25 protein-coding genes are annotated in these 26,997 nt (G+C 67.4%); 18 read left to right on the plus strand and 7 right to left on the minus strand.

Annotated elements, in window-relative coordinates; all coding sequences use genetic code 11:
- Positions 1-48 precede the first annotated feature (48 nt).
- The 7 genes from G7043_RS28740 to G7043_RS28770 all read left to right on the plus strand — a co-directional run bounded on the left by G7043_RS28740 (position 49) and on the right by G7043_RS28770 (position 6,664).
- Positions 49-1,944: an Hsp70 family protein gene (locus tag G7043_RS28740; protein WP_166050772.1), complete on the plus strand. Its 1,896-nt coding sequence runs from the start codon at positions 49-51 to the stop codon at positions 1,942-1,944.
- A gap of 53 nt (positions 1,945-1,997) precedes the next feature.
- Positions 1,998-3,251, plus strand: a complete 1,254-nt coding sequence (locus G7043_RS28745; RefSeq protein WP_166050774.1) for an MFS transporter — start codon at positions 1,998-2,000, stop codon at positions 3,249-3,251.
- A gap of 9 nt (positions 3,252-3,260) precedes the next feature.
- Positions 3,261-3,455: a DUF3046 domain-containing protein gene (locus G7043_RS28750; protein ID WP_166050776.1), complete on the plus strand. Its 195-nt coding sequence runs from the start codon at positions 3,261-3,263 to the stop codon at positions 3,453-3,455.
- A 146-nt stretch (positions 3,456-3,601) separates the two neighbouring features.
- The gene (gene recA, locus G7043_RS28755) at positions 3,602-4,648 is read left to right on the plus strand and encodes a recombinase RecA (RefSeq protein WP_166050778.1); all 1,047 of its coding nucleotides are present in this window, start codon (positions 3,602-3,604) and stop codon (positions 4,646-4,648) included.
- Positions 4,649-4,661: 13 nt separating this feature from the next.
- Entirely contained in the window at positions 4,662-5,171 is a 510-nt protein-coding gene (locus G7043_RS28760; RefSeq protein WP_166050780.1) for a regulatory protein RecX, read from the plus strand.
- A 105-nt stretch (positions 5,172-5,276) separates the two neighbouring features.
- Positions 5,277-5,729, plus strand: a complete 453-nt coding sequence (locus G7043_RS28765; protein ID WP_166050783.1) for a MarR family winged helix-turn-helix transcriptional regulator — start codon at positions 5,277-5,279, stop codon at positions 5,727-5,729.
- Between the two features lie 134 nt (positions 5,730-5,863).
- Positions 5,864-6,664 carry an alpha/beta fold hydrolase gene (locus G7043_RS28770; protein WP_166050785.1) on the plus strand — a complete coding sequence of 267 codons (801 nt, stop codon included), beginning with the start codon at positions 5,864-5,866 and terminating at the stop codon, positions 6,662-6,664.
- A gap of 51 nt (positions 6,665-6,715) precedes the next feature.
- Here the strand turns inward: G7043_RS28770 and G7043_RS28775 are convergent, their stop codons facing one another.
- Positions 6,716-7,519 (minus strand): S1 family peptidase, encoded by an 804-nt coding sequence (locus G7043_RS28775; protein WP_166050787.1) that lies wholly within the window; start codon positions 7,517-7,519, stop codon positions 6,716-6,718.
- Positions 7,520-7,705: 186 nt separating this feature from the next.
- Between G7043_RS28775 and G7043_RS28780 the strand changes: the two genes are divergently transcribed.
- The 4 genes from G7043_RS28780 (at position 7,706) to G7043_RS28795 (ending at position 10,860) form a co-directional block, all read left to right on the plus strand.
- The gene (locus tag G7043_RS28780) at positions 7,706-8,467 is read left to right on the plus strand and encodes a hypothetical protein (protein WP_166050789.1); all 762 of its coding nucleotides are present in this window, start codon (positions 7,706-7,708) and stop codon (positions 8,465-8,467) included.
- 42 nt (positions 8,468-8,509) lie between these two features.
- Complete coding sequence (locus tag G7043_RS28785; RefSeq protein ID WP_166050791.1) at positions 8,510-9,277, plus strand: RNA ligase family protein; 768 nt, start codon at positions 8,510-8,512, stop codon at positions 9,275-9,277.
- Positions 9,270-10,403, plus strand: coding sequence for an AAA family ATPase (locus G7043_RS28790; RefSeq protein ID WP_166050793.1), 1,134 nt, complete (start codon positions 9,270-9,272; stop codon positions 10,401-10,403). The genes G7043_RS28785 and G7043_RS28790 overlap by 8 nt, the downstream gene beginning before the upstream one ends.
- A 67-nt stretch (positions 10,404-10,470) precedes the next feature.
- Positions 10,471-10,860: a hypothetical protein gene (locus G7043_RS28795; RefSeq protein ID WP_166050795.1), complete on the plus strand. Its 390-nt coding sequence runs from the start codon at positions 10,471-10,473 to the stop codon at positions 10,858-10,860.
- Between the two features lie 153 nt (positions 10,861-11,013).
- Here the strand turns inward: G7043_RS28795 and G7043_RS28800 are convergent, their stop codons facing one another.
- Entirely contained in the window at positions 11,014-12,315 is a 1,302-nt protein-coding gene (locus G7043_RS28800; RefSeq protein WP_313888117.1) for a DUF4142 domain-containing protein, read from the minus strand.
- Between the two features lie 185 nt (positions 12,316-12,500).
- On the opposite strand from G7043_RS28800, the gene G7043_RS28805 reads away from it, so the two are divergent.
- The 3 genes from G7043_RS28805 to G7043_RS50005 all read left to right on the plus strand — a co-directional run bounded on the left by G7043_RS28805 (position 12,501) and on the right by G7043_RS50005 (position 16,227).
- Entirely contained in the window at positions 12,501-13,028 is a 528-nt protein-coding gene (locus G7043_RS28805; protein WP_166050799.1) for a sigma-70 family RNA polymerase sigma factor, read from the plus strand.
- Positions 13,029-13,128: 100 nt separating this feature from the next.
- The gene (locus tag G7043_RS28810; protein ID WP_313888118.1) at positions 13,129-13,452 is read left to right on the plus strand and encodes a hypothetical protein; all 324 of its coding nucleotides are present in this window, start codon (positions 13,129-13,131) and stop codon (positions 13,450-13,452) included.
- A gap of 234 nt (positions 13,453-13,686) precedes the next feature.
- Positions 13,687-16,227 carry a BREX system ATP-binding domain-containing protein gene (locus G7043_RS50005; RefSeq protein WP_166050804.1) on the plus strand — a complete coding sequence of 847 codons (2,541 nt, stop codon included), beginning with the start codon at positions 13,687-13,689 and terminating at the stop codon, positions 16,225-16,227.
- Here G7043_RS50005 and G7043_RS28820 read toward each other — a convergent pair.
- The 4 genes from G7043_RS28820 to edd form a co-directional block, all read right to left on the minus strand.
- Positions 16,187-17,422, minus strand: a complete 1,236-nt coding sequence (locus tag G7043_RS28820) for an MFS transporter (protein WP_166050806.1) — start codon at positions 17,420-17,422, stop codon at positions 16,187-16,189. The two genes, G7043_RS50005 and G7043_RS28820, sit on opposite strands and share 41 nt — an antisense overlap.
- The gene (locus G7043_RS28825; protein WP_313888119.1) at positions 17,422-19,383 is read right to left on the minus strand and encodes a PEP/pyruvate-binding domain-containing protein; all 1,962 of its coding nucleotides are present in this window, start codon (positions 19,381-19,383) and stop codon (positions 17,422-17,424) included. The genes G7043_RS28820 and G7043_RS28825 overlap by 1 nt, the downstream gene beginning before the upstream one ends.
- Positions 19,384-19,598: 215 nt before the next feature.
- On the minus strand, positions 19,599-20,222 hold the full coding sequence (eda, locus tag G7043_RS28830) for a bifunctional 4-hydroxy-2-oxoglutarate aldolase/2-dehydro-3-deoxy-phosphogluconate aldolase (protein ID WP_313888120.1): 624 nt from the start codon (positions 20,220-20,222) through the stop codon (positions 19,599-19,601).
- Between the two features lie 286 nt (positions 20,223-20,508).
- Entirely contained in the window at positions 20,509-22,365 is a 1,857-nt protein-coding gene (gene edd, locus G7043_RS28835; RefSeq protein WP_166050810.1) for a phosphogluconate dehydratase, read from the minus strand.
- 227 nt (positions 22,366-22,592) lie between these two features.
- On the opposite strand from edd, the gene G7043_RS28840 reads away from it, so the two are divergent.
- From G7043_RS28840 to G7043_RS28855, 4 genes are all read left to right on the plus strand, one after another.
- On the plus strand, positions 22,593-22,883 hold the full coding sequence (locus tag G7043_RS28840) for a hypothetical protein (RefSeq protein WP_166050812.1): 291 nt from the start codon (positions 22,593-22,595) through the stop codon (positions 22,881-22,883).
- Between the two features lie 86 nt (positions 22,884-22,969).
- The gene (locus G7043_RS28845) at positions 22,970-23,734 is read left to right on the plus strand and encodes a hypothetical protein (RefSeq protein WP_166050814.1); all 765 of its coding nucleotides are present in this window, start codon (positions 22,970-22,972) and stop codon (positions 23,732-23,734) included.
- 9 nt (positions 23,735-23,743) lie between these two features.
- On the plus strand, positions 23,744-25,612 hold the full coding sequence (locus tag G7043_RS28850) for a fumarate reductase/succinate dehydrogenase flavoprotein subunit (RefSeq protein WP_166050816.1): 1,869 nt from the start codon (positions 23,744-23,746) through the stop codon (positions 25,610-25,612).
- Complete coding sequence (locus G7043_RS28855) at positions 25,609-26,355, plus strand: succinate dehydrogenase/fumarate reductase iron-sulfur subunit (protein WP_166050819.1); 747 nt, start codon at positions 25,609-25,611, stop codon at positions 26,353-26,355. The genes G7043_RS28850 and G7043_RS28855 overlap by 4 nt, the downstream gene beginning before the upstream one ends.
- Here the strand turns inward: G7043_RS28855 and G7043_RS28860 are convergent.
- The gene (locus tag G7043_RS28860; protein ID WP_313888121.1) at positions 26,345-26,986 is read right to left on the minus strand and encodes a response regulator transcription factor; all 642 of its coding nucleotides are present in this window, start codon (positions 26,984-26,986) and stop codon (positions 26,345-26,347) included. The two genes, G7043_RS28855 and G7043_RS28860, sit on opposite strands and share 11 nt — an antisense overlap.
- Positions 26,987-26,997 lie beyond the last annotated feature (11 nt).

Below are 26,997 nucleotides of genomic sequence, written 5' to 3' on the forward strand. Positions count from 1 at the left end.
AAGCCCGCTGTGGCACGATCACCCGGTACGTCCTTCGAGGGGAGCACGGTGCGCGTCCTGTCCGTCGACCTGGGCACCGCCAACACGGTTGCGGTGCTGTCCGACCACGGTGTGGTGGATGTGGACGGTGGGCCCACCATGCCCTCGTCCGTCTACCTCGACGAGGACGGCACCCTGCGCGTCGGCAGGGAAGCCGAGCGGCGGTCGCGTCAGGACCCGTCGCGCTACGAGCCGAACCCGAAGCGCCACATCGACAAGGCGACGATCAAGCTCGGCGAGCAGAACCTGCCGGTCAACGACGCGCTCGCGGCCATCTACGCGCGCGTGATGGAAGCCGTCACGCCGTTGCTCGGTGACGCCGGGCTCGACGAGATCCGCCTGACGCACCCCGCCGAATGGGGCCCGAGCAGGCGCAACAAGCTGCTGTCCTCGGCCAGGCTCGCGGGCATGACCGGCGAGCTGGTGCCCGTTCCCGAGGCCATCGCGGTGGCCTCGCTCGGCGGCGGCCGCCCGCTCGCGGTCTACGACTTCGGCGCCGACACGTTCGACGTCTCCATGCTCGACTCCCAGCACCGCATCCTCGCCGACGGCAGCCTCAGCGACGTCGGCGGTCTCGACATCGACCAGGCGTTGCTGGAACACATCGGCCGCAGCGTCTCGCACAAGGACCCGGCAGGCTGGCAGCGGCTGCTGCGGCCGACCACCGTCGACGACCATCGCGCCCGCCTCGGCCTGCGTGAGGAGCTGCGGCTCGCGAAGGAGGACCTCTCCGAGCTGCCCCAGGTCGAGGTGCTGATGCCGGAGCCGTTCGAGAAGGTCGTCGTCACGCGCGGCGAGCTGGAGGCGCTGATCCGGCCGAGCCTGATCCGCAGCGCCGAGCTCCTCATCTCCACCGTCCGCAAGGCCGGCATCACGCCCGAGCACGTCTACCTCGTCGGCGGCTCCTGCCGGATGCCGCTGGTCGCGCAGGTCATCGCGGAGAAGGTCGGCATCGTCCCGACCAACCCCGACCACCCGGAGACGATCGTCGCGTCCGGCGCGCAGGTCGTGGACCGGGCGATGATCACGCTCAAGCCCGAGGACGACAAGCCCAAGTTCGTCGAACCGCCCACGGTCGTGACCGCGCCGGTCAGCCCCGCCGTGACCGGCCCGCACCCGGTCAACCCGAACGTCAGCGGCCCGAACCCGGTGATCAGCGGGTCGTTCCCCAACCCGAACGCCAGCGGCCCGAACCCCGTCGTCAGCGGATCGTTCCCCAACCCGAACGTGAGCGGGCCGTACTCGGCGAGCGGCAGCTACCCGGTGACCGGGCCCTACCAGGTGAACCCGAACGTCAGCGGCAGCTACCCGATGAACTTCCCGCAGCAGCAGGCCCCGAAGAAGGACAACAAGAAGGTCCTGTTCGGTGTCGGTGCCGCGGTCCTCGTGCTGGCAGGCGTCATCGGCGCGGTGTTCGCGTTCTCCGGCCCGGACCTGCCCACCGCGGACGAGTGCAAGGACGACACGGCCCAGGACGGTCAGGGCTTCACCAAGTGCCTGCGTCAGCTCGCGGGCCACGTGCCGGACGGCGGCGGCTGCGAGAAGGCCGACTCCGCGCAGATCACCGGCATGGAGGAGATCAAGGGCACGGTCGTCAGCTGCACGATCCGCGACGGTTACTCGGTCCAGTACATCCTCACCGACAGCGTCACCGGCGCCGAGAACAACGCCGCCGCCATCGCGAAGTCGTTCCAGACCGACCGCGTCGAGGCCGACTGGACCGGCAACGGCCTGGAGGGCGACTACCGCGCGGCCACCTCGAGCGGCACCGGCGTGCTGGTGTTCACCGCCAAGGGCCGGCCCATGTTCGGCATCCTCACGAAGAACGCCGAGGAGAACGCGGACGAGCTCAAGCCGGACGAAATGGCCGATTTCTTCGAGAAGTCCGTGCAACCGGGTGACTAACCGCCCCTGATGGACCTGTCGGCAGCGGGTCGCCGCGTGCCACCATCGCGATCATGGTGACCGTCGCGCCGCAGGTCGAACGCGTGCAGCGCAAGGTCGTCCGCGTGCTGACCGGCACCCAGATCCTGGGGTCGGCGGCGGTGACGATCGGCCTCGCGATCAGCACGCTGATCGCCGCGTCGCTGTCCGGGTCCGACGCCGTCGGCGGGCTTGCGCAGACCGCCGCCGTCGCCGGTGCCGCGGTGCTCGCCCTGCCCGGTGCTCGTCTCGCGCAACGGCGTGGGCGCAGGCCCGCTCTGATTCTCGGCTACGGCATGGGCGCACTTGGTGCGTTGGTCGCCGCCGTCGCCGTGAGCTTCGGTTTGTGGCAAGTGTTGTTGGTAGGGCTCCTTCTGTTCGGAGGGGCGTCCAGCGCGAACTATGCGGCTCGTTATGCCGCAACGGATCTGGCGGATCCTCAACGCCGTGCGCGGGAGCTCTCACGCGTGGTGTGGGCGGCCATGATCGGCGCGATCATCGGGCCCAACCTCGCCGACCCCGCCGGACGGCTGGCGGCCTGGCTGGGCCTCCCGGTCGGGGCGGGGCCGTTCCTGCTGGCCGCGCTGGTGCTCGGGGTCGCCGTGCTGGTGATCCAGTTCGGGCTACGGCCGGACCCGCTGGTCGTCGTGAAGAGCACCCGACCGGTTGAATCCCCGCACTGCGCCGGAGGCAGCGGATCCCCTGGCGGGCTGCGGATCTGGGGCTCGCTCGGGCCGATGGCGCGACTTGCACTCGTTGGTGTGATGTTGTGCCACACCGCGATGGTCGGGCTGATGTCGATGACACCCGTGCACATGAACCACGCAGGGTCGTCGTTGCGCGTGGTCGGCGTGGTGATCAGCCTGCACGTTGCCGCGATGTACGCCGCGAGCCCGTTGTTCGGGTGGATGGCGGACCGGCTGGGCCGCGTGCCGGTGCTCGCGATCGGCGCGTCGCTGGTGGTGGCGGCGTCCGGGGTCGCGGGGATGGCCCCGTCGCACGACGCCCCGCAGCTCGCCGCGGGACTGGCGCTGCTCGGGTTCGGCTGGTCGGCGGGGCTCGTGTCGGGGTCCGCGCTGCTGACGGAGTCCGTGCGGGTGGAGGACCGGCCGGCCGCGCAGGGACTGTCCGATCTGGTGATGAACGTCGGCGGGGCCGTTGGTGGCGCCGTGTCGGGGATCGTCGTGACGGCGTGGTCGTACGCGGCGCTCGGGCTGATCGTCGGGTTCACCGCGCTGCCGTTGCTGGTCGTGTGCCTCTTCGCATCACTGCGCAGGCCCGTTCGTTAGGGTCTGCGGGTGCGCATCACCATGTTCCGCAAACTCATGGCCGGAGAGTTCGGCCAGGTCAGAGCCGAGATGATCGCCCGCGACCACGTGTTGTCGTCACTGGGAGGGCGCACCGCCGACGAGGCGCTGGAAGCGGGGCTCGGCGCCAAGGAAGTCTGGGTCGCGGTCTGCGACGCGTTCGAAATTCCTGAAAATCGGCGTTGAGCTGCCGGTTCGGTGTGTCACGTGTGCTCGAACACGTGTTCGGCTACAGTGGCCCCGACCCCGGCTTCGCAAAATTGTCAGACCCCGCCAGTAGCGTCAGGTCCAACATGACGAAGCAACGGCAGACGACAAAAGGTGGACCCAAGATGGCACCCGCAGCACCCGACCGGGACAAGGCGCTCGAGCTGGCCCTGGCACAGATCGACAAGCAGTTCGGCAAGGGCTCCGTGATGCGCCTCGGCGAGGAGGGCCGCGCCCCGATCGAGGTGATCCCGACCGGTGCCATCGCGCTGGACGTGGCGCTCGGCATCGGCGGTCTGCCGAAGGGTCGTGTCGTCGAGATCTACGGTCCGGAGTCCTCCGGTAAGACCACCGTCGCGCTGCACGCCGTGGCGAACGCGCAGCGCAACGGCGGCATCGCCGCGTTCATCGACGCGGAGCACGCGCTCGACCCCGAGTACGCGAAGAAGCTGGGCGTCGACACCGACGCATTGCTGGTGTCGCAGCCCGACACCGGTGAGCAGGCGCTCGAGATCGCGGACATGCTGGTCCGCTCCGGCGCGCTCGACATCCTGGTCATCGACTCGGTCGCCGCCCTCGTGCCGCGCGCCGAGATCGAGGGCGAGATGGGCGACAACCACGTCGGTCTGCAGGCCCGCCTGATGAGCCAGGCGCTGCGCAAGATCACCGGTGCGCTCAACGCGTCCAACACCACCGCGATCTTCATCAACCAGCTGCGCGAGAAGATCGGCGTGATGTTCGGCTCCCCGGAGACCACGACCGGTGGTAAGGCGCTGAAGTTCTACGCCTCCGTGCGTCTGGACGTGCGCCGCATCGAGACCCTGAAGGACGGCGGCGAGCCCGTCGGCAACCGCACCAGGGTCAAGGTCGTGAAGAACAAGGTCGCGCCGCCGTTCAAGCAGGCCGAGTTCGACATCCTCTACGGCAAGGGCATCAGCCGCGAGGGCTCGCTCATCGACATGGGCGTCGACCAGGGCATCCTGCGCAAGTCCGGTGCCTGGTACACCTACGAGGGCGACCAGTTGGGCCAGGGCAAGGAGAACGCCCGCAAGTTCCTGCTGGACAACCCGGACATCGCGAACGAGGTCGAGAAGCGCATCAAGGACAAGCTCGGCATCGGCGCCACGCTCGACGCCGACGAGTCGGCTCCCGCCGCGCCCGTCGAGTTCTAAGAGGTCGTGAGGTTTGGACGAGGCTGAGGAGCAGCGCAAAGCACGGGACATCTGCTACGCGCTGCTCACCGCTCGCGCCCGTTCCCGGCAAGAGTTGCACGACGCGTTGCTGCGCAAGGGAATCAGCGCCGGCGCCGCCGAGGTCGTCCTCGGCAAGTTCGACCGCGCCGGCCTGATCGACGACGCCGAGTTCGCCGAGATGTGGGTGCGCTCCCGCCACAACTACAACGGCCTGGGCCGCCGCGCCCTGGCCATGGAGCTGCGCCGCAAGGGCGTCGCCGACGAGGTGGTGGCCGAAGCGGTCGCCGCGGTCGACGGCGATGCCGAGGAGGAGAAGGCGCGCGAGCTGGTCCGCAAACGGCTGCGCACGATGTCCGGCGTGGACGAGACGGCGAAGATCCGTCGCCTCGTGGGAGCGTTGGCGCGCAAGGGATACGCGGAGGGCCTCGCCTACCGGGTGGTGCGCGACGAACTGCGCGCGGCCGGTGACGAGGCGTCGGCGTTGGACGAGCCCTGGTCGTAGGGCGGGGCTCGCCAGGCCGACCGCAGCGCGTCCCGACGGCATCCCGTTGACGTTCCGTAACCAACTTCGCCGCTTGGCCGGTTCGCCCCGAGTAGCCTGACAGCTGTGAGCACCACTCCCGACGCGCCGTCCACGGAGACCCCCACAGTCTCCGACCTGCTCTGCTTCGACCTCTACACGACGTCGCGAGCGGTCACCGGCTTCTACCGCCCAATCCTGGACAAGGCGGGCATCACCTACCCGCAGTTCCTGGTGATGCTCCTGCTGTGGGAGCGGGACTCGAGGCCGATCCGGGAGCTCGTCCAGGAACTCGACCTCGAGTACAGCACGCTGTCGCCGTTGATCAAGCGGCTGGAGAAGAGCGGCCTGCTGGTCCGCGTCACGCACCCCGACGACGAGCGTTCCGTGCTCGTCCAGCTCACCGACAAGGGCCGTGACCTGCAGTGGATCGGTGCCGAGATGACCACCCAGCTCGGCAAGGCGCTGGGCATGACGGTCGAGGAGATCACCGTTCTGCGCAAGGCGTTGAACCGGGTCAAGCACGGCGCCGAACGCTGACCGCGATGCCCGTGACCAGCGGGTGACCTGAAACACATCGCACACGAGGTAACTCGTCAGGTAACTTACATCGTGCACGATCTAATCGAGCACGACGCACCTCCATCAAGGTGCCTGACGAGAGTGAGAGACCGATGCGAGTTCGTAAGGTGTTCGTCGTTCTTGGAGCCCTGCTGGCCCTGGCCGCTTCCGTGCCGTCGGGTGCGGGTGCCTCGGAGGACGCGGAGAAGTCCGGCGCCAAGAAGCCGACCATCGTCCTGGTGCACGGTGCGTTCGCGGACGCGTCCAGCTGGAATGGTGTCGTGGAACGCCTACAGCGCAAGGGATTCACGGTAGTCGCGGTGGCGAACCCGCTGCGGTCCCTCACCGGTGACGCGAACTACCTGCGCGAGGTGCTGGCCTCGATCGACGGGCCGATCGTCCTCGCCGGACACTCCTACGGCGGCATGGTCGCGTCGCAGGCCGCGCTCGGCAACCCGAACGTGAAGTCGCTCGTCTACGTCGCGGCGTTCGCGCCGGAGAAGGGCGAGAGCGCGCTCGAGCTGTCGAACAAGTTCCCCGGCGGCACCCTCGGCGACACGCTGCAGACCATCGACATCGGTGACGGCAGCAAGGACCTGGTGATCGGGCAGGACAAGTACTGGCAGCAGTTCGCGGCCGACGTGTCCCGCAGGGACGCGACACTGGCGGCGGCGACACAGCGGCCGGTCAACGACACCGCGCTGACCGAGAAGGCCGGCGAGCCCGCGTGGCACAGCATCCCGTCGTACTTCGTGGTGGCGGGCAAGGACAAGAACATCCCGGTCGCGGCGCAGAAGTGGATGGCCGAGCGCGCCCACGCCCGTGCCGTCGTCGAGGCCCGCGACGCTTCGCACTCGGTGGCCGTGTCCCAGCCGGAAACCGTGGCTGACCTGATCGTGCGCGCGGCGCGTTAGTAGAAGCAGAAAGCCCGGGATGCTGCAGGGGCATCCCGGGCTTTCGCCTGTCTACGACTTGGCGACCTTGCAGCCCGGCAGCGACAGGTCGAGCTTCCGGTCGGAGTTGAAGCAGGAGAGGAAGTCGAACGTCTGCTGGCCGTAGTTGATGCCCTTGCGGACGGTGACCTTGCCGGCGGCGTCGACCTCGCACGGGTTGTTCATCGTGCAGCGGCCACCGCTCTCGTTGCCGGTGTTGTTGACGCCGACGACCTTGCCGCTCGCGTTGTCGATGATCGGCGAGCCCGAGGTGCCGCCGATCGTGTTGCACGACGGCGTGTAGCGCAGCGAGTCGCGCCAGGTCCAGTCGCCTTCCTTGAGCTGGTGCACGAAGCCGTCGACCTGGCAGGAGTAGATCCGCTTCCAGTAACCGGAGACGACGCGGATCTCCGTGTTGGCAACAGGATGCGTGCCCGACAGCTCCAGCCCGCGGATCCCCGTCTGCTGCTGGATCTGGCCGTAGGTCGAGTCGAGTTGGTAGAACGCGGCGTCGGTGCCGGTCATCGTCGCGTAGACGATCTTGGTGCTGCTCAGTGTCGCGACCGTCGAGGAGGAGCCGTTGAGCAACTCGAAAGTGCGCCTCTTCACCGTCTTGTCGACGATCACCTGGCCCGCCTTCATGAGTTCGACGCAGTGCCCGTTCGTGAGCACGAGCGCCTTGTCCGTGGAGGTCGAACTGGGCAGGCGGACCAGGGATCCGGAGCAGTTGCTGAGTTTCACGGTGCCGGTGAAGTCGACGGCGGCCTGTGCGGGTGCCGTCGTCACGCCCACCGCGGTGATCGCCGCGAGCAAGGAAATGACGAATCGTAGTGCCATGCGCAGGGTTCCTTTCAGGGATGGCATCCGCCATCAAGCCTGTACGGATCGTATCCATCTCGCTACCGACGGAAGTCGGCTGACGTGCCGCTCGTAACTCGATCGAGTGACGCTGTAGTTGAGGGCTAACGGGTAAAGCAGACCGATCGACGTCGTGGTCACACATCGCAACCGCCAGGAGCCGTGATGACCTATCCGACGCAGCCCGTCTACGCACCGCCTCCGGTCGCGCCGCCGAAGCCCACGAGGTTCGGTGCGCTCGCCTGGACCGCGTTGATCCTCGGGATCGTCGGTGTCGTCGGTTCGCCGATCATCATCTTCAACAACCTCACCGTGATCGCCGCGGTCGTCGGACTCGTGCTCGGCGTCATCGCGTTGTTCGGTACGCGCAAGGTTCTGGCGATCATCGGCGTTGTCCTTTGTGTCGCGGCGATCGTGTTCACCGTGTTGGCGCAGCAGTCCGCGGTCGAGGAACTCGACAAGATCCTCGACGGCACCAACCAGGGACAGACCGGCGTCGGAGGTGAGACCCCGAAGCCGGACGCGCTCGTCGATCCTCCGACCTGGGGCGAGCGGCACACGTGGGCGAACGGTCTCTCGATCGACGTCGTGCCGCCCGTCGCGTGCACGCCCGGCCAGTACTCGGCGCCGCCGAACATCGTCCGCGCGGTGAAGTTCAAGGTGACCATCACCAACGGGACGAGTGCCGCGTTCGAGACAGCGCTGCTGTCGCTGGGCAACGACGCGCAGTTCAACGGGCAGAAGGCCGAGCGGATCTTCGACACCAGCGGCGCTTGCGGCGGAACGCTCGACACGGCGACCGTGTTGCCCGGCAAGACTTACACCTACGAAGTCGCGTACTCCGTCGGCGCGCAGCCCGGTGAGATGCAGCTCGTGTTCGAGCCGAGTTTCAACTCCGACAAGGCCGCGTTCGTCGGTCAGGCGTAAACCGTTCGCCAGCGGGCGCTCGAACGGGTTACAAATCGGGGCATGTTGCGCAAGTATCCGCGGACGCCCCACCTCGAGGGCTCGCGCCTGCAACCGGGCGACGAGGACCTTGACCAGGTGCCGTTCCGCGTGATCGCGGGACGGCACCTCGTCGTCGAGGAGAAGCTCGACGGCGCCAACGCGGGCATCAGCTTCGACTCAGGTGGCGCGCTGAAGTTGCAGTCACGCGGCCATTTCCTGACCGGCGGACCTCGAGAGAGGCAGTTCGCGCCGTTGAAGGCGTGGGCCGCGACGCACCAGGGCGTGTTGTGGGAACGGCTCGGCACTCGCTTCGTGCTCTACGGGGAGTGGTTGTACGCCAAGCACACCGTGTTCTACGACGCGCTGCCGCACCACTTCTGCGAGTTCGACCTGCTCGACCGGGAGACCGGCGAGTTCCTGTCCACACCGGAACGTCGTCGGCTGCTCTCCGGTACGCCGGTGGTCTCCGTGCCGGTGCTGCACGAGGGGCCGTTGCGCGGGGTGAAGGACCTCACCGCATTGGTCGGACCGTCGACCTGCCGCACGCCCGGCTGGCGTGACGTCCTGGTCGAGGCGGCGCGGGCGGCGGGGCAGGACCCGGATGTCGTTGTCGCGGAAACGGATTCGGACGACGACATGGAAGGCCTCTACATCAAGGTGGAAGAGAACGGGCGCACGGTCGAGCGCTACAAGTGGGTGCGGCCGACCTTCCTCACCGCCGTGCTCGACTCGGGCAGTCACTGGCAGGACCGCCCGATCCTGCCGAACCGGGTGGTGCCCCGTGTTTGAGTCACTCTGCCCGTCTGGTCCACAGTGGACGCTCGATTGGAACGCCGTGCGCTCGGCGTTCGCCTGGGTGCGCGCCCTGGAGGGCGTGCCCCAGGACCCGGTCCACCACGCCGAGGGGGACGTCGCCACGCACACCCGGATGGCGTGCGAGGCGCTCGTGTCGTTGCCGGAGTGGCGCGCCCGTCCGGAACCGGACCGGGTGCGGTTGTTCGCCACCGTCCTGCTGCACGACGTGGCGAAGCCGTTCCGCACCCAGATCGACGACGGCCGGATCACCGCGCACGGCCATTCCCGCGCTGGGGATCTCCTGGCGCGCAAGGTGTTGTGGGAGATGGGACGGCCGATCGCCTGGCGCGAGCACGTCGCCGCGCTGGTACGACACCACCAGGTGCCGTTCTGGGCGCTGGAGCGACCGGACCTCGACCGCATCGCGTTCCGGGTGAGCCTGCTCGCGCGCAACGACGACCTGGCGACGTTGGCCCGCGCCGACATCCTCGGCCGGATCTGCGGCGACGCCGAGTCGGTGCTGGAGAACATCGCGCTGTTCGAGGAGTACTGCCGCGATCGCGACTGCCTGGATCGGCCGCGCGTGTTCCCGTCCGACCACGCGCGGTTCCAGTACTTCCGCACGCCGGGCCGCGACCCGGACTACGCCGCGTACGACGACACGCGCGTCGAGGTGACGGTGTTGTCCGGCCTGCCAGGTGTCGGCAAGGACCACTGGATCGCCACGCATCGGCCGGGCTGGCCGGTGGTGAGCCTCGACTCGGTGCGTTCACGACTCGACATCGCCCCTGACGGCGACCAACGAGCCGTGGCGGCCGCGGCGTTCGAGGAGGCGCGGACGTTGCTGAGGGCGGGGGAGCGGTTCGTCTGGAACGCGACCAACATCTCGCGGCAGCTGCGCGAGCGGTGCATCGGGCTCGCCGCGGACTACCGCGCCCGGATCACCCTGGTCGGGCTCGAAGCGCCGAAGGACGTGATCCACGCCCGCAACCGCGCTCGCCCGGAACCGGTGCCGGCCGCCGTGATCGACCGGCTCGGCGACAAGTGGGAAGCGGTCGACGTCACCGAGGCGCATGCCGTCGAACGGGTGGACACAAGACAAACCTCGACACGTACCTAGCCCCGGCGCCGATGCCTCCTAGAGGAGACCTGCCCGAGCAGTGTCCCGATGTGGGGAGGAGCTCGCCATGCCCGACGGCGTGCCGGCCAGATCCGTCCGCCTGATCTTCGAGTTCGGCCCGGACGGCGTCCGGCTGCTGGAACAGCACCCGGTCAACGTCCCGAAAACCGTACCGAAAGACATAACTGTCGGTGCCTCCCGAGATCAGGCCGGTGACTACGTCGAGGTCCGCAACCGCGAGGGCCGGACCGTGAACCGCGTACCGGTGTGGACGGGCCTCGGCAGCAACGTCGAAACGTTCCCCCAAGATCCATATATCAGTGAGGACGCCCCACACGTCCTCACCGTCGTGGTGCCCGCACCACCGGACGCCGACCACGTCGCCGTCGTCCGCGACAACCGCGACGGCGGGCGGACCGGCATCGAGGTGCTCGGCACTTTTCGCCTTCAACCTTGACCACAGCAACCCCGGCAGCCCGCTGACCTGCTCCTTAGCAATGGGTCTTTTGACGACGTCGTCAAAAGACCCATTGCTAAGGCCGGCGTGGGCGGTGATATATCGGTTGGCGAGGGCGGCAGCCGGTATATCAGTGGGTCGGTCGGCAGGGGGCTAGCGTCGGTGTTCGCCGCGGTGGCCTACGGCGCGGACGAGCCAGAGGGTGCCGGCGGCGGCGGCGACCAGGACGGCGATGCCGGTGAGGAAGCCGATGCTCGTCGGGGAGTCGTCGGGCTGGGGTTGCGGACTGGAGTTGGGCTTCGGCTGGGCGATGGCCGGGTCGGTCATCTGCAGCGAGTTCGACTTGACCAGGCCGGTGCCCTCCAGCAGCAGCATGTGCTTGAGCAGGAGGGTCAGGCCGGTCTGCGCGGCGGTGCGGGCGGGCAGGTTCTTGGTCGTCGCGCGGGCCTGAGCGACCTGGACGATGAGTGAGCCGTCGGCCGCTCGCAGCAGGTTCGCGTACATGCGGTCGAGCTCGTCGCCCGAACTGGACGAGACGGCGTTCGCCCACGACTTCTGCTCGGTCGTCGGCTCCGACGGGAGATCCACGCCCAGTTGCCGGGCCGATTCGGCGACCGTCGCGGTGAGCTGGCTGTGCTCGGCGGCGAGCTGGCCCGCGACCTTGCGGACCTTGGCGTCGCGGGCCCGGTCAGAGCTCTCGCGGCTGGCTGGTTTCTGCCACAGCGAGTGCTGGGCGAGCAGAATGAGCAATTCCCGATCCGACGGTTCCACGCTCTGGCCGATCACCCGAACCGCGTTCACCTGCGCCTTGGCCGTCACCAGTTCGAGCGCGGACGGGTCGACAAGACCGGTGTTCTCGAGGGTCGTCATCGTGCGGATCAGCATCTGCAGGGTTTGGTGGGCGAGCGTGCGGATGGTGGTGTTCTGCGTTGTGGCTCGCGTCTGCGTGGCCATTACGAGAAGCCCGCCCTGGGCCTGCCGGACGATCGTCGCGTAGGCGCGGTCGTGGTTGTCACCAGTGCGTCCTGCCATCTCGTTGATGAGTGACTGGTGTTCACTGCTCACGTCGTTCGGCAGCACCACGCCGAGATCGGTGGCGGCTTTGAGGAGATCGACGTCGAGGCGTGAGTGCCCTTCGAAGATCTCCCTTCCGGCGTTGCTGATGCCCGCATTCGTCGTGCGCGTGGGCACTTCTTTGCTCACCGGTATCAGCCAGGAGTCGGCCTGGCGCAGAGACACCATGAAAGAGCGGTCCGACGGCTGTACTTCCGTGGACTGCGCATTTGCCGGGACGGCTCCCACAACGGCCCCGAGAAATACGAGAGCTAGGGCGGTAAACAGCGCTGCGTGCTGTCCCAGTGTGCCCAACCGGTAACGCATAGTGCCCGTTCCTCCCCGCGATCGAGCTGCCTTCGAAAGAGATACGCGCTGGTGGAGCTGTGGTTCATTCGACATGCGGAGATGTCTATGTGATGTGGATCACAGTAGAACTTGCGAACCATTCGGACTTGATTTACGTACCCGAGAGGATTTTGTGTTCACGATGTAGGATCCAATGGATTCCACGCTCGGCCACCGAGTCGCTAGGTCTGCCGCCCGAAGCGAACACGTCGCCGATATCTGGGGAGGGCGCAAGCTTCATGGCTGATCAGGGCAGGGTCGCACAAGCCCATCAGGACGAGGAATTGCTCACGCTGCTCTACGGGCAGTTCCAGCGGATGTTGTTCTCGCAGGTCCTGTGCCTGACCAACTACGACCGTCAGTGGACGGAAGACGTTGTTCAGGAGACGTTGATCAGGGCTTGGCAGAACTCCGCACATCTCGTTCGTGAACCGGGGATGTTGCGCGGTTGGCTTTGTACTGTGGCTCGTCGCATTGTGATCGACGGATGGCGCAGCCGACAGGCACGTCCGCAGGAAGTGGAATTGCTTCGCCCGGACATCGCCGAATCTCCGGACGACACCGAACAGACACTTTCAGTGATGGTCATTACCGATGTGGTACGCCAATTGAGTGATGAACACCGTTCGGCTATCTACGAAACGTATGTCATGGGACGAACGGTGAAGGAGGCCGCGATCGTTCTCGGAGTCCCGGAAGGAACCGTCAAGTCCCGGTTGTACAAGGCGATGCACACGATCCGCCGGGCGCTGCAGGACAGGAGCTAGCGAGATGGTGATCCGTCAACCACATCATGAGGACGCGCACGTAGTAAAAGACGAAAACCGCACGAGCCCGGAAGGGCCGTGCGGTGATGTAGCGGCGTATGTGCTCGGGGTTCTCGAGCCCGCCCAGCACGTGATCTTCTCCCGGCACCTAGCCGGGTGCGAGAGCTGCCAGCGCGACGCGGCCGACTTCGGCATGTTCGCGCCGGTGCTGCGTCAGGTGGTCGGCCAGCCCACGGGGCGTCCGCCCTGTCGCATCACTCGCGGCATCCTGCTGGTGGCGGCCGGCTTCGTGGTGGCCCTCGCCGCGGTGTTGTCCGTCGTCGAGTCGTGGTCCTCGCAGCTCGAGAACCCGGTGGAGATCAGCGACCTCACGCGTGCGGAGTCCGTTCGCGATGAGTCGTTTCCGCTGTTCTGGCGCGTCTGAACCGATGACGGGGGCAGTGCCCGGGTCAGCGAGCAGGCAGGCGAGGCGGAGCCACCCGCGCACCAGCCTGGCCCAGATCATCGCTCGCTCCCGCACAGCTCACAGTTCCGTTCACCGTTACCTGTGGGTAAGTTTGCCCGACGACGAAGCGCAGGTCTCTACGGTCCTCACCGAAGGAACACCGAAACGTTCGACCTGCGGTCCTCTCGGTACCGAAGGCAGGGGTAGACAGAGGTGACATCTCCACTACTCGGCCGGGACGCGGAACTCGCTGCTCTCGGACGTTTGCTCGACGACGCGGTGCAGGGAACCGGCTCGTGCGTGGTCGTCACCGGCGGGTTCGGCATCGGCAAGTCCGCGCTGCTGGAGGCCTTCACCGCCGAGGCCCGCGAGCGCGGCTTCACCGTCCGGCTGGCCAAGAGCGCGCGCCTGGAGAGCCACCTGCCCGGCGCGGTGGTCCGCCAGCTCGCGCCGTGCCTCGCGAACGAGCACGACCTCGAAGAGCTGTACGCGCGCGCCGCGAACTCCGCCCGCAGGGCACCGATCCTGATGGTCATCGACGACGTGCACGTCGCCGACACCTTCTCCAAGCGCGCGCTCGCGTACCTGCGCCCGCGGCTGCAGCACATGCCGGTCGTCATCGCGTTCGGCGCGTCGCAGGGCTACCTGTCCACGGACGAGGTGACGCTGCCCGAGATCGCCGGTGGCCACCCGCACCGCATCGACCTCGACGGCCTCGACATCGCGGCTGTCGAACGCCTCACCGAGAACCTCCCGGACCGGGACGCGGCGCGCTGCCACGAACTCACCGGCGGCAACCCCTATCTGCTACAAGCCTTGCTACGTGAGGAAGGCGAGGGGTCTGCCGCCGTCGGCGAGATGATCGGCATGCGGTTGCGCGAGTACACCGGGACCGCCGAGGTCGCCCGTTCCGCCGCCGTGCTGGACGGTGACGCCGGCCTCGAACTGCTGTCCGCGCTCACCGGCTTCGACGCGTTGCCCGCCGTCGACACGCTCGTCCGTCTCGGTGTGCTCGCCGACACCGACCCGCTGACGTTCAGGCATCCGTTCGTGCGCAACAGCATCCTCGCCGACATGCCGGTCGCGGTCCGTTCCGCCGCGCACGCCCGCGCCGCCTGGCTGCTGTTCGAGTCGGACGCCCCCGACGAGCGTGTCGCCGAGCACGTGCTGAAGGCCAGGTCGGTCCGCTTGCCGTGGTCGGTCGACCTGTTGCGGGAGGTCGGCGGTGTCGAGCACCTGGAACGGGCGCTCGAGGAACATCTGTCCGACGAGGACCGCCTGTCGATCGAGGTCGAGCTCGGTCACGCGGAACACCTGAAGAACAACGCCCTCGGCCGCGACCGCGTCCGCGACGCGCTGGTCAAGTGCGAGGACCCGCGGCTCGCCGCGAGCGTCACGCTGTCGTTGATCCAGCGCATGTGCACGGGTTCGGACGCGCACTTCGCGGTCTCGCTGGCGATCATGGTCATCGCCCGGCTGCTGCCCGAGGACCGCGACCTGGTCTGGAACCTCGTCTGCACCACCTATCTCCTCGCCGCCAACCGCGACGCCCGGATGGCGAACTGCGCCGGCAAGTACTTCGGCGACCTCATCGGCGACATCCCGCAGGACCCGAACCTGAAGCGCGCGCGGTCGGCGTTGCTCGCCGTCGGCAACGCCCGCAACGGCGACTCGTCCGCGGACGCCGTCAAGCACGCGCTGGAGGCACTCGACGGCGAATGGGTCGACGTGTTCGGCGAGTCGTACCTGTTCACGTTCCTGGTGCCGGTGCTCGGCGACGATCCCGCGCACATCAACAAGCTCTGGCTCTCGCACAGCACCGCGCCGGTCTCGCACGACCCGCACCTGCGCCGCGGCATGCTCAGCATGATCGCCCGCGCCACCGCCTTCCACAACAGCGGTGACCTCGCCCGCGCCTACACGTTCCTGACGCCACCGGTCTCGACCGGCAACCTCGACTGCCCGTCGGTCCTGCTGGCGAGCGCGAAACTGGCCGAGGTGTGCGTCGAGATGGGGCAGTTCGACGAGGCCGCGCCGCTGGTCACCGAAGACGGCGATCTGTTGCAGCACATCAACGTCGTCTACGCCCGCGGCCGGCTCAAGCTCGCGTCGTGCCACGCGGAGGGCGCGCTCGAAGACCTGCTCGAAGCGGGACGGCGGCTCGCCGCGCGGGAGATGCCGAACCCGGCGCTGGTCGCCTGGCGGCACCACGCCGTGCGCGCGTATTTGGCGTTGGGCAACCGCGACGACGCCGCGCGGCTCGCGCACGAAGAGCTCGACCTGGCCAAGAGGTGGGGCTCCACCCGTGTCGTGGGAACCGCGCTGATGAGCGTGGGCATCAGCACCGACGACGTCGACGTCCTCGCTGAGGCAGAACAACTTCTCGCCTCGTCACCGCACCGGCTGCTGCACGCCCAGTCGTCGTACTGGCTCGGCCACCACCTGCGCCGCAAGGGCCGCACCGACGCGGCCGCCCCGCACCTGCGTCAGGCGTTCGAACTGGCCCGCCACCTCAGCGCGCACCCGCTGGCCAAGCTCGCCGGTGACGAGGTCCGGGACGGGGACGACCAGGTCCAGGGCCTGACCAAGCAGGAGAACCGCGTCGCGCGGATGGCGGTGCAAGGTCTGACGAACCGGCAGATCGCCGAGACCCTGCACCTCACCCGCCGCACGGTGGAACTGCACCTGTCGAGCGCCTACCGCAAGCTCGGCATCACGGGACGAGCTGAGCTCGTCGCCGCCTTGTGGTCCTGACGACGATCAGCAAGCCCGCCAGCAACGCCATCAGGATCACGGTGACGACGGACGACAGCACCAGGAACTCGTTGAGCCGCCCGCCGGCGAGGTAGACGCCGAGCACGACTGCGACGACCGCGCACACGGCACGGTCCATGATGGACTCCATCGACAGAAGCGTTGCGCGGTAGCGGGAATCCGGGATCGCGTCGTTGAGCAGCTTCTTCTGGATGGGGAAACTCATGCCCGCCGTCACGGAGAACAGGCACAGCAACACGATCGTCACGACGCCACCGGACGGCACGATGAAGCCGATCGCCAACGCCATCACGACGGTCAGCAGGAACACCGACTTCGCCGGCCCGATCTTCTTCGACAGCCAGTGCGGGCGCGCGGCGGCGACGGCCTCGAAGATCGTCATCGCGGCGAGCACCGAGCCGTACCAGGTGACCGAGACGTCCTTCGAGTCGAGCACCGGCTGGAACAGGTTCACCTGCAGGATCCGCACCAGCGTGAACATCGCGATGCCCTGCACCATCAACAGCAACAGCCAGCGTGAGGCTTTGAGTGAGCTGAACGCACCGCCGACGCCCGCGAGCAGCTTCGACGTCTTGCCTTCAGGTCGTTGCCAGCCCGGAATCGGTGGCAGTTTCAGCGCCAGCACGACCGCGATCGCGGCGTTGATCGCGGTGAGCCAATACGGCGACGGCATGTTCCACTGCATCAGCAAACCGATCACCGGCCAGTACACGATCTTGCCGACGAGGCTGTAGGACCGTCCGACGCCCTCGACCTTGAGGTAGAGGTGCCCGGCGTTGTGCGCGTTGAGGTACTCGTACAGGTACGCGCTCTGGGCGCCCGAGATCAACGACCTGGCCAGCGCGATCAACAGGAAGTGGACCAGGAACCCGGTGTAGTTGCCGGCGAACACCGGCACCATGTTCGCGAAGACCAGCACGCCCGCGCCGAGCCACAACGACGTGCGGTAGTCGAAGCGGTCCGCGACCATGCCGGTCGGGATCTCCATGAGGCAGAACGCGATGTAGTAGATCGACTGGATGCCGAAGATCTCGGCGTCGCTCAGCCCGAGCTGCTTCTGGTACTCGTAGAAGATCGGGATCCACAGCAGCAGCCCGAAGAAGAACTGGAAGCCGTACGTCAGGCGGACGGCACGCGCCACTTCCGGAGTCGCCGGTACGCGAAGACCCAGCATCAGATCGAGTACGGCCGGAGCTGCAGGACGTACAGGACCTCGTCGGTGGCGAGCCACTCGATGTCGACCGGCGAGTCGAACGTGTAGTCCGGCGAGAAGTGCGACTGCAGCAACCGGCCCACGATCGCGAGCCGCTGCAGCTGCGCGTGCCCTTTTGTGGTCAAGTCCTCCTCAGCGTCACCGAGGGACACCGTGCGGCCGCCACCCTCCACAGTGGAGTAGAGGTACTGCATCGGCTGCTTCGAGCCCTCGACGACGTCGGTGACGTTCGGCGAGACGTTGATGTAGACGTTGCGGAAGTCGTTGCGGTTCATGGGATTCGTCGTGACCATGACACCGCCGAAGTCCGCCTTGACCTGCTCCTGGATCACGACGCCCATGAAGCAGTCGTCCAACGAGATGCCGGCCTGCTGCCGCAGGCGCACGCTGCGCGCCGACACGAGCGAGGCCCACACCTCCTTGACCGACGCCACGATCTTCTCGGCGTTGGTGACGTGGTTGTACGACTCGTAGATGCCCGCGGCGGAGAACCCGGCCAGGTCCTCGGCGTTCGACGAGCTGCGCACCACGAAGGTCCGCACGCCCGCGAGGTTCTCGACGAGCGCGGTGTCCAGTTCGGACAGCAGGTAGTCGGGCACGCGGGTCTTGCGGATCAGCTGCTGCAGCTCGACGCACAGCGGTTCGATCTCGCGGGCGTTGAGCTCCAGGGCCATCTTCAGCTTGCCGATGGCCTGTTGGATCTTCGGCGACGACTCCAGGAAGCCCTGGTGCATCGAGAAGGGGAGGGCGATGCCGCGCGGCACCCGGACCCGTTCGGCGAGCAGCTGCTGAGAGGCGGTGAGCAGGTCGCCTTCACTGTCGAGCAGCTTCGCGAGGTACGGCATGAGGTTGTCACGCGGCGGGCGCGGCACCGAGAAGAAACCGAGCAGCCGACGCGGCGATTCCGCGGCGAGCACGTGGTGCAGCTCGCCGAGGTTCGCGGCCTTGGTGCCGTAGCGGTGGCTGTCGTTGTAGCGGATCTTGCCGAGGTCGAGGATCGGGTTGTAGGTGTCCTCGGGCTCCTCGAGCGTGACGCGCTGCGCGTACCAGGCGGGGCGCTGGCCGATGTCAGCCGGCTCGTCGATCAGCCGCAGACCGACCTCGGCGCTCTTCGGCGACACCTCGTACTCGACCCACTGGCCGTCGAGGTTCTCCCGGTCGATCAGGTCGAACGCGCCGAGCTGGATGGCGTTCGGAATGGACCATCCGGTCGCGAGAACGTTCGTGTGCGACAGGGGAGTGGTGTGGCTCGCGTTGATGATGCCGGCGAGTCGCGGAATGTCGTCGGGAACGCGGTGCATCACCACGATGTCGAACCACTCCAGCGAGTTCTCGCGATACTCCTGCTCGGTGCGGAATGCGCGCAACCGGCCCTTCGTCGTGCCGGGGTTCAACGCCACGAACTCGGCGGTGGAGAACAATTCGTGCGCAAGGATTCGTGGAAGCCTTTCCAAGGGAAGCTCCGCCACGGCCTGTTCCTGGAGGTGGTTGGCGGGCTTGAAGAACAACGGCGTCGCGGAGTCGACGTTCTTGCGCACTTCGGCGTAGAAGTACTCGATCATGTCCGCCGACATGGTGTCGACCTCGACCGTCTCCAGCGAGAACATGCGCTTGTCCTCGCGCTTGTGCAGCGACAGGACGCCGAGGAAGAACCGCCGGTCAGAGGCGTGGTAGAAGCTCTGGTTGAACTCGTCGATCCGCGCGCGCATCTCCTCGCCGCCGATGCCGAGAACCTCTTGCCCGATGTAAAGGGCGTGGAACTCGTGACGCGCGTTGTTCAGAAAATGGATCGTCTCGTTGTGTCGGTCGACGACCACCTTGACGAAGGAATAACCACCCAGACTGCCGGACAGCTGGTTGAATGCCGACATCGTCAGCTGTTCTCCGACCAGCCCCGCCACGTCGGCTTCCTGGACAGCCACACCCGCTCCTCTCGTGCGCCATTGCAACGAGCAAGTGTGACACCGGGGTGCTGATCGTTGTTCCCGGAAGAAATCTCAACAGGTGATGGTTCCGTTCACCTTTCCTCAAACTCCCGTTAATTGGAGACCGGCGTCACCTCCTGTTGGGTGAAGAATCCAACGTGGTGGGACGCCGGTCTCGTGATGCGAGCCGAATTTCCGGTCCGTGACCTGGATTACCCGAGCCGGCTCGCTTCCCGGGCGAGCGTCTCGATGCGGTCCCAGTCGCCGTTCGCCAGCGCGTCCTTCGGCGCCAGCCACGAACCACCGACGCAGCCGACGTTCGGCAGCGCGAGGTAGTTCGGCGCGGTCTGCGGCGTGATGCCACCGGTCGGGCAGAACTTCACGTGCGGGATCGGCCCGCCGATCGACTTCAGGTAGTCGACCCCGCCCGCCGCCTCGGCCGGGAAGAACTTCAACGCGCTCAGCCCGCGCTCGGCCAGGCGCATCACCTCGGACACCGTCGCCGCGCCCGGCAGGTACGGCAGACCGGTTGCGTCGGCGGCGTCGAGCACCCGGTCGGTCGTGCCGGGCGTGACGAGGAACGCCGCTCCGGCCTTCGCCGCCTGCTCGGCGTGCTCGGGCGCCGTGACGGTGCCGGCGCCGATCACGATGTCCGGCACTTCGCGCGCGACGTTCTCGATCGCGGCGAGCGCGGCCGGCGTGCGCAGTGTGAGCTCGATGACGCGAACGCCACCGCGCAGCAGCGCCTGGGCGAGCGGCACCGCGTGGTCGGCGTCGTCGACCACGACGACGGGGATGACGGGCGACAGCGTGAGAAGGTCCGCGCCGGTTGTCACTGCTGCTCTCCTTGATCGGAAACCGATATATCGCATGCTGTCACACCTGCCTCGCGCCCACCCGGATGCAAAAGACGTTTGCGGACGAAGTCAAAAGACTCATTGCAAAGGCTGTTGGGCAAGCCCTGCAGGGTCGGACTGCCGGGGCCGATGGGGCGGGTACGGCGACGGGCTGGGTCGGCGTCGCCGCCTTTGCAATGGGTCTTTTGCGGACGAAGTCCAAAGTCTCATTGCTAAAGGGCAGGTCAGCGGTAGTGGAAAAGTAATATATTGGTGGTGCAGGGGGTCAGTGGTGCGTGACCGGGGCGAAGTGGTCGGCGGTGATGGGGCCGAACACCGTCGCGCCGCGGTCAGCGGGGCCGACGGTGCGGCGCAGTGCGGCGAACAGTTCGCGGCCCGTGCCGACCCATTCGCGGCCGGTCGGCGGGAAGTCCACGAGGGGCCGCGACGCCAGTTCGCCCGCGGACACGTGGGCCTCCAGCGTTCCGGCGGAGGCGTCCAGCCGCACGACGTCGCCGTCGCGGACGCGGCCGAGCGGGCCGCCCACTGCGGCTTCCGGGGTCACCTGGATGGCGGCCGGGATCTTGCCCGAGGCACCGGACATGCGGCCGTCGGTCACCAGGGCCACCTTGTAGCCGCGGTCCATCAGGACGCCCAGCGGCGGGGTCAGCTTGTGCAGTTCGGGCATGCCGTTGGCCTGCGGGCCCTGCTGGCGGACGACGACGACCACGTCGCGGTCGAGTTCGCCTGCCTGGAAGGCCTCCTGGAAGGCTTCCTGCGTGGTGAACACGCGGGCAGGCGCCTCGACGACGTGGTTTTCGGAAGCCACGGCCGAGACCTTGATGACCGAGCGGCCGAGGTTGCCGGTGAGCATCCGCAGGCCACCGTCGGCGGCGAACGGGTCGGAGGCGGGGCGCAGGACTTCGAGGTCCAGCGAGCGGCCGGGGCCGTCCACCCAGACCACCGAGCCGTCGACCAGCGTCGGTTCCTGGCGGTAGCGGTCGAGGCCGTGACCGGCCACGGTGTTGACGTCGGCGTGCAGCAAGCCGGCGTCCAGCAAGGTGCCGACGACGAACTGGACGCCGCCCGCGGCCTGGAAGTGGTTGATGTCGGCGCTGCCGTTCGGGTAGACCCGCGCGATCAGCGGCACGATCGACGACAGGTCGTTCAGGTCGTCCCAGCTCAGCTCGATGCCCGCGGCGGCGGCGATGGCGACCAGGTGCATCGTGTGGTTGGTGGAGCCACCGGTGGCCAGCAGGGCGACCACGCCGTTGACCACGGCCTTCTCGTCGACGATGTGCGCGATCGGGGTGTAGTCGTCACCGCGGGCCATCTCGACGGCGCGGCGGCCGGCGTGCTCGGTCAGCGCGCGTCGCAACGAGGTGCCCGGCGGCACGAACGAGGCGCCCGGCAGGTGCAGGCCCATGACCTCGACGACCATCTGGTTCGAGTTCGCGGTGCCGTAGAACGTGCAGGTGCCGGGGGAGTGGTACGAGGCGGCCTCGGCCTCCAGCAGGTCCTCGCGCGACGCCTTGCCCTCCGCGTAGAGCTGCCGGACGCGGGCCTTCTCCTTGTTGGACAGGCCGGACGACATCGGGCCCGCGGGCACCAGGATCGACGGCAGGTGCCCGAACGACAGCGCGCCGATCAGCAGGCCCGGCACGATCTTGTCGCAGACGCCCAGCAGCACCGCGGCGTCGAACATCTCGTGCGACAGGGCCACGCCGGTGGACATCGCGATGACGTCACGGCTGAACAGCGACAGCTCCATGCCGTCCCGGCCCTGGGTGATGCCGTCGCACATCGCGGGCACACCGCCCGCGAACTGGGACACGCCACCCGCCGAACGGACCGCGTCCTTGATCCAGGCCGGGTACTCCTGGAACGGCTGGTGGGCGGACAGCATGTCGTTGTAGGACGACACGATCGCGACGTTGGACTTGCGCAGCGCCCGCAGCGCCGCCTTGTCGCCGCCGGTGATTCCGGCGAAGCCGTGCGCCAGGTTGCTGCACGCGAAGCCGGACCGGGACGTGCCGTCCTGCGCGGCCGCGGCCACTCGTTCGAGGTACACACGACGGGAATCGGCGCTTCGGGCGGCGATCCGGCGCGTGACCTCTGTCAGGACAGGATGCAGTTCGGTCATGGTGGTCTCCGGGTCATCACGGGCCGTGGTGGGGCCCTTACGAGACGACAACGGTGGCGTCCCACGGACGGGCGTGACGCCACACACAGTAAGTCATGGCTGGTGGTAAGCACAAAAACGATTCAGTAACTGGGAGGGAACCAGTTTTGAATCTTGGCGTGTGGTGCTTGTCACATGGCTTGAGATTGGGCAGAGTGCGGGGCACGACCTTGGAACGGAGGTGTCCCATGACGTCCACGGAGATCGTCGAACTGCGCCGGGTCATCGGTCAGATGCGGCATGCCGTCAGCGCGCTGCGTGCCAGGTATGGCGACGTGGCAGCGGTTCAGCGCCTTGCCAACGACGTTGAACGCATGGACATCGACGCCACCGAACTCGTCGACCTCAGCACCCCGAGGCAGCGTGAAGCTCCTCGAGTGGAACGCGAGGTCGTGGTCGTGCCCGACACGCCCTACGACGAGTCGCTTTGGAAGGACGCAGACGACGAAGGACTCGGTGGCTACCGCAACCGATCCTGAGCCGACGTGACCACACGGCCCCCGCCTGACGCGGGGGCCGTTCGGCGTTTCTTCCACAACGACGTGGACCCCCAGAAAGGTGAGTAATGGCGAGGGCAGAGATCGCCGCCAGGACTCTGCGCACGGACCGATGGTGGTTGCCGCCGCTGACGACATTCGTCGGCCTGCTGCTCATCTCGATCTACGCGGCGTTCCGCACGTTCCAGGGGGACTACTACTGGGTCGACCAGTACCACTACCTCACACCGATGTACTCGCCGTGTCTCACCGAGGAGTGCGTCCCGGCCGCCTCGCACTTCGGTCAGTGGTTCCCGGCACTGCCCGGCTTCCTGACCCCGCCGGTGATCATCATCCCGTTCCTGCTGGGGTTCCGGATCACCTGCTACTACTACCGCAAGGCCTACTACCGGGCCGCCTGGGCGTCACCGCCCGCGTGCGCCGTGGCCGAGCCGCACAGCAAGTACACCGGTGAGACCCGGTTCCCGCTGATCGCGCAGAACCTGCACCGCTACTTCTTCTACGCGGCCTCGCTCCTGCTACTGATCAACATCTACGACGCGATCCTCGCGTTCGGCACCGGTGTCGGCCTCGGCAACATCATCCTGCTCGCGAACGTCGCGCTGCTCGGCGCGTACACGCTGTCCTGCCACTCGTGCCGCCACATCGCGGGCGGGCGGCTCAAGCACTTCTCCAAGCACCCGGTCCGCTACTGGATGTGGACGCAGATCTCGAAGCTGAACAACCGGCACATGCAGCTGGCCTGGGCTTCGCTGATCTTCGTCTGCCTCACGGACCTGTACGTCGCGCTGGTCGCCTCGGGAACGATCTCCGACCTCCGCTTCATCAACTAAGGAGTGGTTTTGCCCGAGCTGGAAAGGCACTCGTTCGACGTTCTCGTGATCGGCGCCGGTGGTGCCGGACTACGTGCCGCGATCGAGGCCCGTGAGCACGGCATGCGCACCGCCGTTCTCTGCAAGTCGTTGTTCGGCAAGGCCCACACGGTGATGGCCGAGGGTGGCATCGCCGCCGCCATGGGCAACGTGAACTCGAGCGACAGCTGGCAGGTGCACTTCCGCGACACCATGCGCGGCGGCAAGTTCCTCAACAACTGGCGGATGGCCGAACTGCACGCGCAGGAAGCACCGCAACGAGTTTGGGAACTCGAGACGTACGGCGCGCTGTTCGACCGCACGAAGGACGGCCGCATCTCGCAGCGCAACTTCGGCGGCCACGAGTACCCGCGCCTCGCGCACGTCGGTGACCGCACCGGTCTCGAACTGATCCGCACGCTGCAGCAGAAGATCGTGTCGCTGCAACAGGAGGACTTCAAGGAGTTCGGTGACTACGAGGAACGCCTGCGGGTGTTCCAGGAGTTCACCGTCACCGACCTCGTCAAGGACGGGGACCGCATCGCCGGCGTGTTCGGCTACTGGCGCGAGTCCGGCCGGTTCGTGCTGTTCGAGGCACCCGCGGTGATCCTCGCGACCGGCGGCATCGGCAAGTCGTTCAAGGTCACCTCGAACTCGTGGGAGTACACCGGCGACGGCCACGCGCTGGCACTGCGCGCGGGCGCCTCGCTGATCAACATGGAGTTCATCCAGTTCCACCCCACCGGAATGGTCTGGCCGCCGTCGGTCAAGGGCATCCTCGTCACCGAGTCCGTGCGCGGTGACGGTGGCGTGCTGCGCAACTCCGAGGGCAAGCGGTTCATGTTCGACTACATCCCCGAGGTGTTCAAGGACAAGTACGCCGACAACGAGGAGGAGGGCGACCGTTGGTACACCGACCAGGCGAACAACCGGCGCCCACCGGAACTGCTGCCGCGTGACGAGGTCGCGCGTGCGATCAACTCCGAGGTCAAGGCCGGCCGCGGATCACCGCACGGCGGCGTTTTCCTCGACGTGTCAACGCGTCTGCCCGCCGAGGAGATCCGCAAGCGGCTGCCGTCCATGCACCACCAGTTCAAGGAACTGGCCGATGTGGACATCACCGCGCAGCCGATGGAGGTCGGCCCGACCTGTCACTACGTGATGGGTGGCGTCGAGGTCGACCCGGACACCGGATCCTCTTCGGTGGCAGGGCTTTACGCCGCCGGCGAGGTGTCCGGCGGCATGCACGGCTCGAACCGCCTGGGTGGCAACTCGTTGTCGGACCTGCTCGTGTTCGGACGCAGGGCCGGTGCGGGTGCCTCGGAGTACGTGCGGGCACTCGACTCCAGGCCGGCCGTGCCGGAGGAGACCGTCACCGAGGCACGGGCCACCGCGCTCAAGCCGTTCCAGCAGGAAGGCGGCGAGAACCCGTACACGCTGCACATGGAGCTGCAGCAGTCGATGAACGACCTCGTCGGCATCATCCGCCGCCAGGGCGAGATGGAAGAAGCCCTGCAGCGCCTGGAGAAACTCAAGGAGCGGGCCCAGTCGCTGACGGTCGAGGGACACCAGCAGTTCAACCCCGGCTGGCACCTCGCGCTCGACCTGCGCAACATGCTGCTGGTGTCGGAATGCGTGGCGAAGGCGGCACTGCTGCGCACGGAGTCCCGCGGCGGTCACACCCGCGACGACCACCCGTCGATGGACGCGGAGTGGCGGCGAAAGCTGTTGGTGTGCAACGTGGACGGGGACCGTGTCTCGGTGGAGGAGAAACCGCAGATCCCGATCCGCGGCGACCTGCTGGACCTGTTCGACCGCACCGAACTGGAGAAGTACCTCACCGCGGAGGAGTTGTCATGAGCTACCAGGGGAAGTTCCGGGTGTGGCGCGGTGACGACTCCGGCGGTGCGCTGGAGGACTTCACCGTCGAGGTCAACGAGGGTGAGGTCGTGCTCGACATCATCCACCGGCTGCAGGCCACGCAGGCACCGGACCTCGCGGTGCGGTGGAACTGCAAGGCGGGCAAGTGCGGCTCGTGCTCCGCGGAGATCAACGGACGCCCGCGCCTGCTGTGCATGACCCGGATGTCGGTCTTCGAGGAGTCGGAGACGATCACGGTCACGCCGATGCGGACGTTCCCGATCATCCGCGACCTCGTCACCGACGTGTCCTTCAACTACACCAAGGCACGCGAGGTCCCGTCGTTCGCGCCGCCGAAGGACCTGGCGCCCGGCGAGTACCGGATGCAGCAGGTCGACGTCGAGCGCTCGCAGGAGTTCCGCAAGTGCATCGAGTGCTTCCTGTGCCAGAACACCTGCCACGTGGTGCGTGACCACGAGGAGAACAAGGAGGCGTTCTCGGGACCGCGGTTCCTCATGCGGGTCGCCGAACTGGAGATGCACCCGCTCGACACCGCCGACCGCGTCGACCAGGCGCAGGACGACCACGGGCTCGGGTACTGCAACATCACCAAATGCTGCAGCGAGGTGTGCCCCGAACACATCCACATCACCGACAACGCGCTCATCCCGATGAAGGAGCGCGTCGCCGACCGCAAGTACGACCCGATCGTCTGGCTCGGCAACAAGCTGTTCAGGCGGTAACGGCCTGCGGTACGACCAGCCGGGACTCGTAGGCCATCACCACGGCCTGCGCCCGGCTGGTCAGCCGCAGCTTCGTCATCACGCGGTTCAGGTGGGTCTTCACCGTGCCCTCCGTGACGGTCAGCCTGGTCGCGATCGCGGCGTTCGTCAGGCCGGTGCCGACGAGCCGCAACACTTCGCGTTCGCGGTCGGTCAGCCCGTCCAGACCGACCGAGCCCGACGGGGAGACGCCCGTATCACCTCGCAGGTACGCGGCCACGAGCCGCCGCATCACCGTGGGGCTGAACTGCATTTCCCCGGACGCGACGGCGGCGATCGCGGCGATCAGCCGGGCCGGTTCCGACTCCTTCAGCACGAACCCGGCGGCGCCCAGGCGCAACGCCTCGTGGACGTGCTCGTCCAGGTCGAACGTGGTCAGCACCAGCAACCGCGCGGCCGTCGCGACGCGTTTGAGCGCCACGATCCCCGGCAGGCGGATGTCCAGCAGGATCACGTCCGGACTCGACGACTCGGCCAGCCGCACGGCGGTGTCGCCGTCCGCGGCCTCGCCGACGACGGTCAGATCAGGTGAAGCGTTCAGCAACGCGACCAGACCCGCTCTGAACAACGGCTGGTCGTCGACAACGAGCACGCGCGTCACAA

The sequence above is a fragment of the Lentzea alba genome (genome assembly GCF_011067745.1).
Classification (GTDB): Bacteria; Actinomycetota; Actinomycetes; order Mycobacteriales; family Pseudonocardiaceae; genus Lentzea; species Lentzea alba.

What these genes read in the sequence shown, in the direction of transcription:
- G7043_RS28745 (WP_166050774.1), top strand. Translation starts at nt 1,998, where the DNA reads ATGGTGACCGTCGCGCCGCAGGTCGAACGCGTGCAGCGCAAGGTCGTC.
- recA (WP_166050778.1), top strand. Translation starts at nt 3,602, where the DNA reads ATGGCACCCGCAGCACCCGACCGGGACAAGGCGCTCGAGCTGGCCCTG.
- G7043_RS28770 (WP_166050785.1), top strand. Translation starts at nt 5,864, where the DNA reads ATGCGAGTTCGTAAGGTGTTCGTCGTTCTTGGAGCCCTGCTGGCCCTG.
- G7043_RS28775 (WP_166050787.1), bottom strand. Translation starts at nt 7,519, where the DNA reads ATGGCACTACGATTCGTCATTTCCTTGCTCGCGGCGATCACCGCGGTG.
- G7043_RS28780 (WP_166050789.1), top strand. Translation starts at nt 7,706, where the DNA reads ATGACCTATCCGACGCAGCCCGTCTACGCACCGCCTCCGGTCGCGCCG.
- G7043_RS28785 (WP_166050791.1), top strand. Translation starts at nt 8,510, where the DNA reads ATGTTGCGCAAGTATCCGCGGACGCCCCACCTCGAGGGCTCGCGCCTG.
- G7043_RS28795 (WP_166050795.1), top strand. Translation starts at nt 10,471, where the DNA reads ATGCCCGACGGCGTGCCGGCCAGATCCGTCCGCCTGATCTTCGAGTTC.
- G7043_RS28800 (WP_313888117.1), bottom strand. Translation starts at nt 12,315, where the DNA reads ATGTCGAATGAACCACAGCTCCACCAGCGCGTATCTCTTTCGAAGGCA.
- G7043_RS28805 (WP_166050799.1), top strand. Translation starts at nt 12,501, where the DNA reads ATGGCTGATCAGGGCAGGGTCGCACAAGCCCATCAGGACGAGGAATTG.
- G7043_RS28820 (WP_166050806.1), bottom strand. Translation starts at nt 17,422, where the DNA reads ATGCTGGGTCTTCGCGTACCGGCGACTCCGGAAGTGGCGCGTGCCGTC.
- edd (WP_166050810.1), bottom strand. Translation starts at nt 22,365, where the DNA reads ATGACCGAACTGCATCCTGTCCTGACAGAGGTCACGCGCCGGATCGCC.
- G7043_RS28840 (WP_166050812.1), top strand. Translation starts at nt 22,593, where the DNA reads ATGACGTCCACGGAGATCGTCGAACTGCGCCGGGTCATCGGTCAGATG.
- G7043_RS28845 (WP_166050814.1), top strand. Translation starts at nt 22,970, where the DNA reads ATGGCGAGGGCAGAGATCGCCGCCAGGACTCTGCGCACGGACCGATGG.
- G7043_RS28855 (WP_166050819.1), top strand. Translation starts at nt 25,609, where the DNA reads ATGAGCTACCAGGGGAAGTTCCGGGTGTGGCGCGGTGACGACTCCGGC.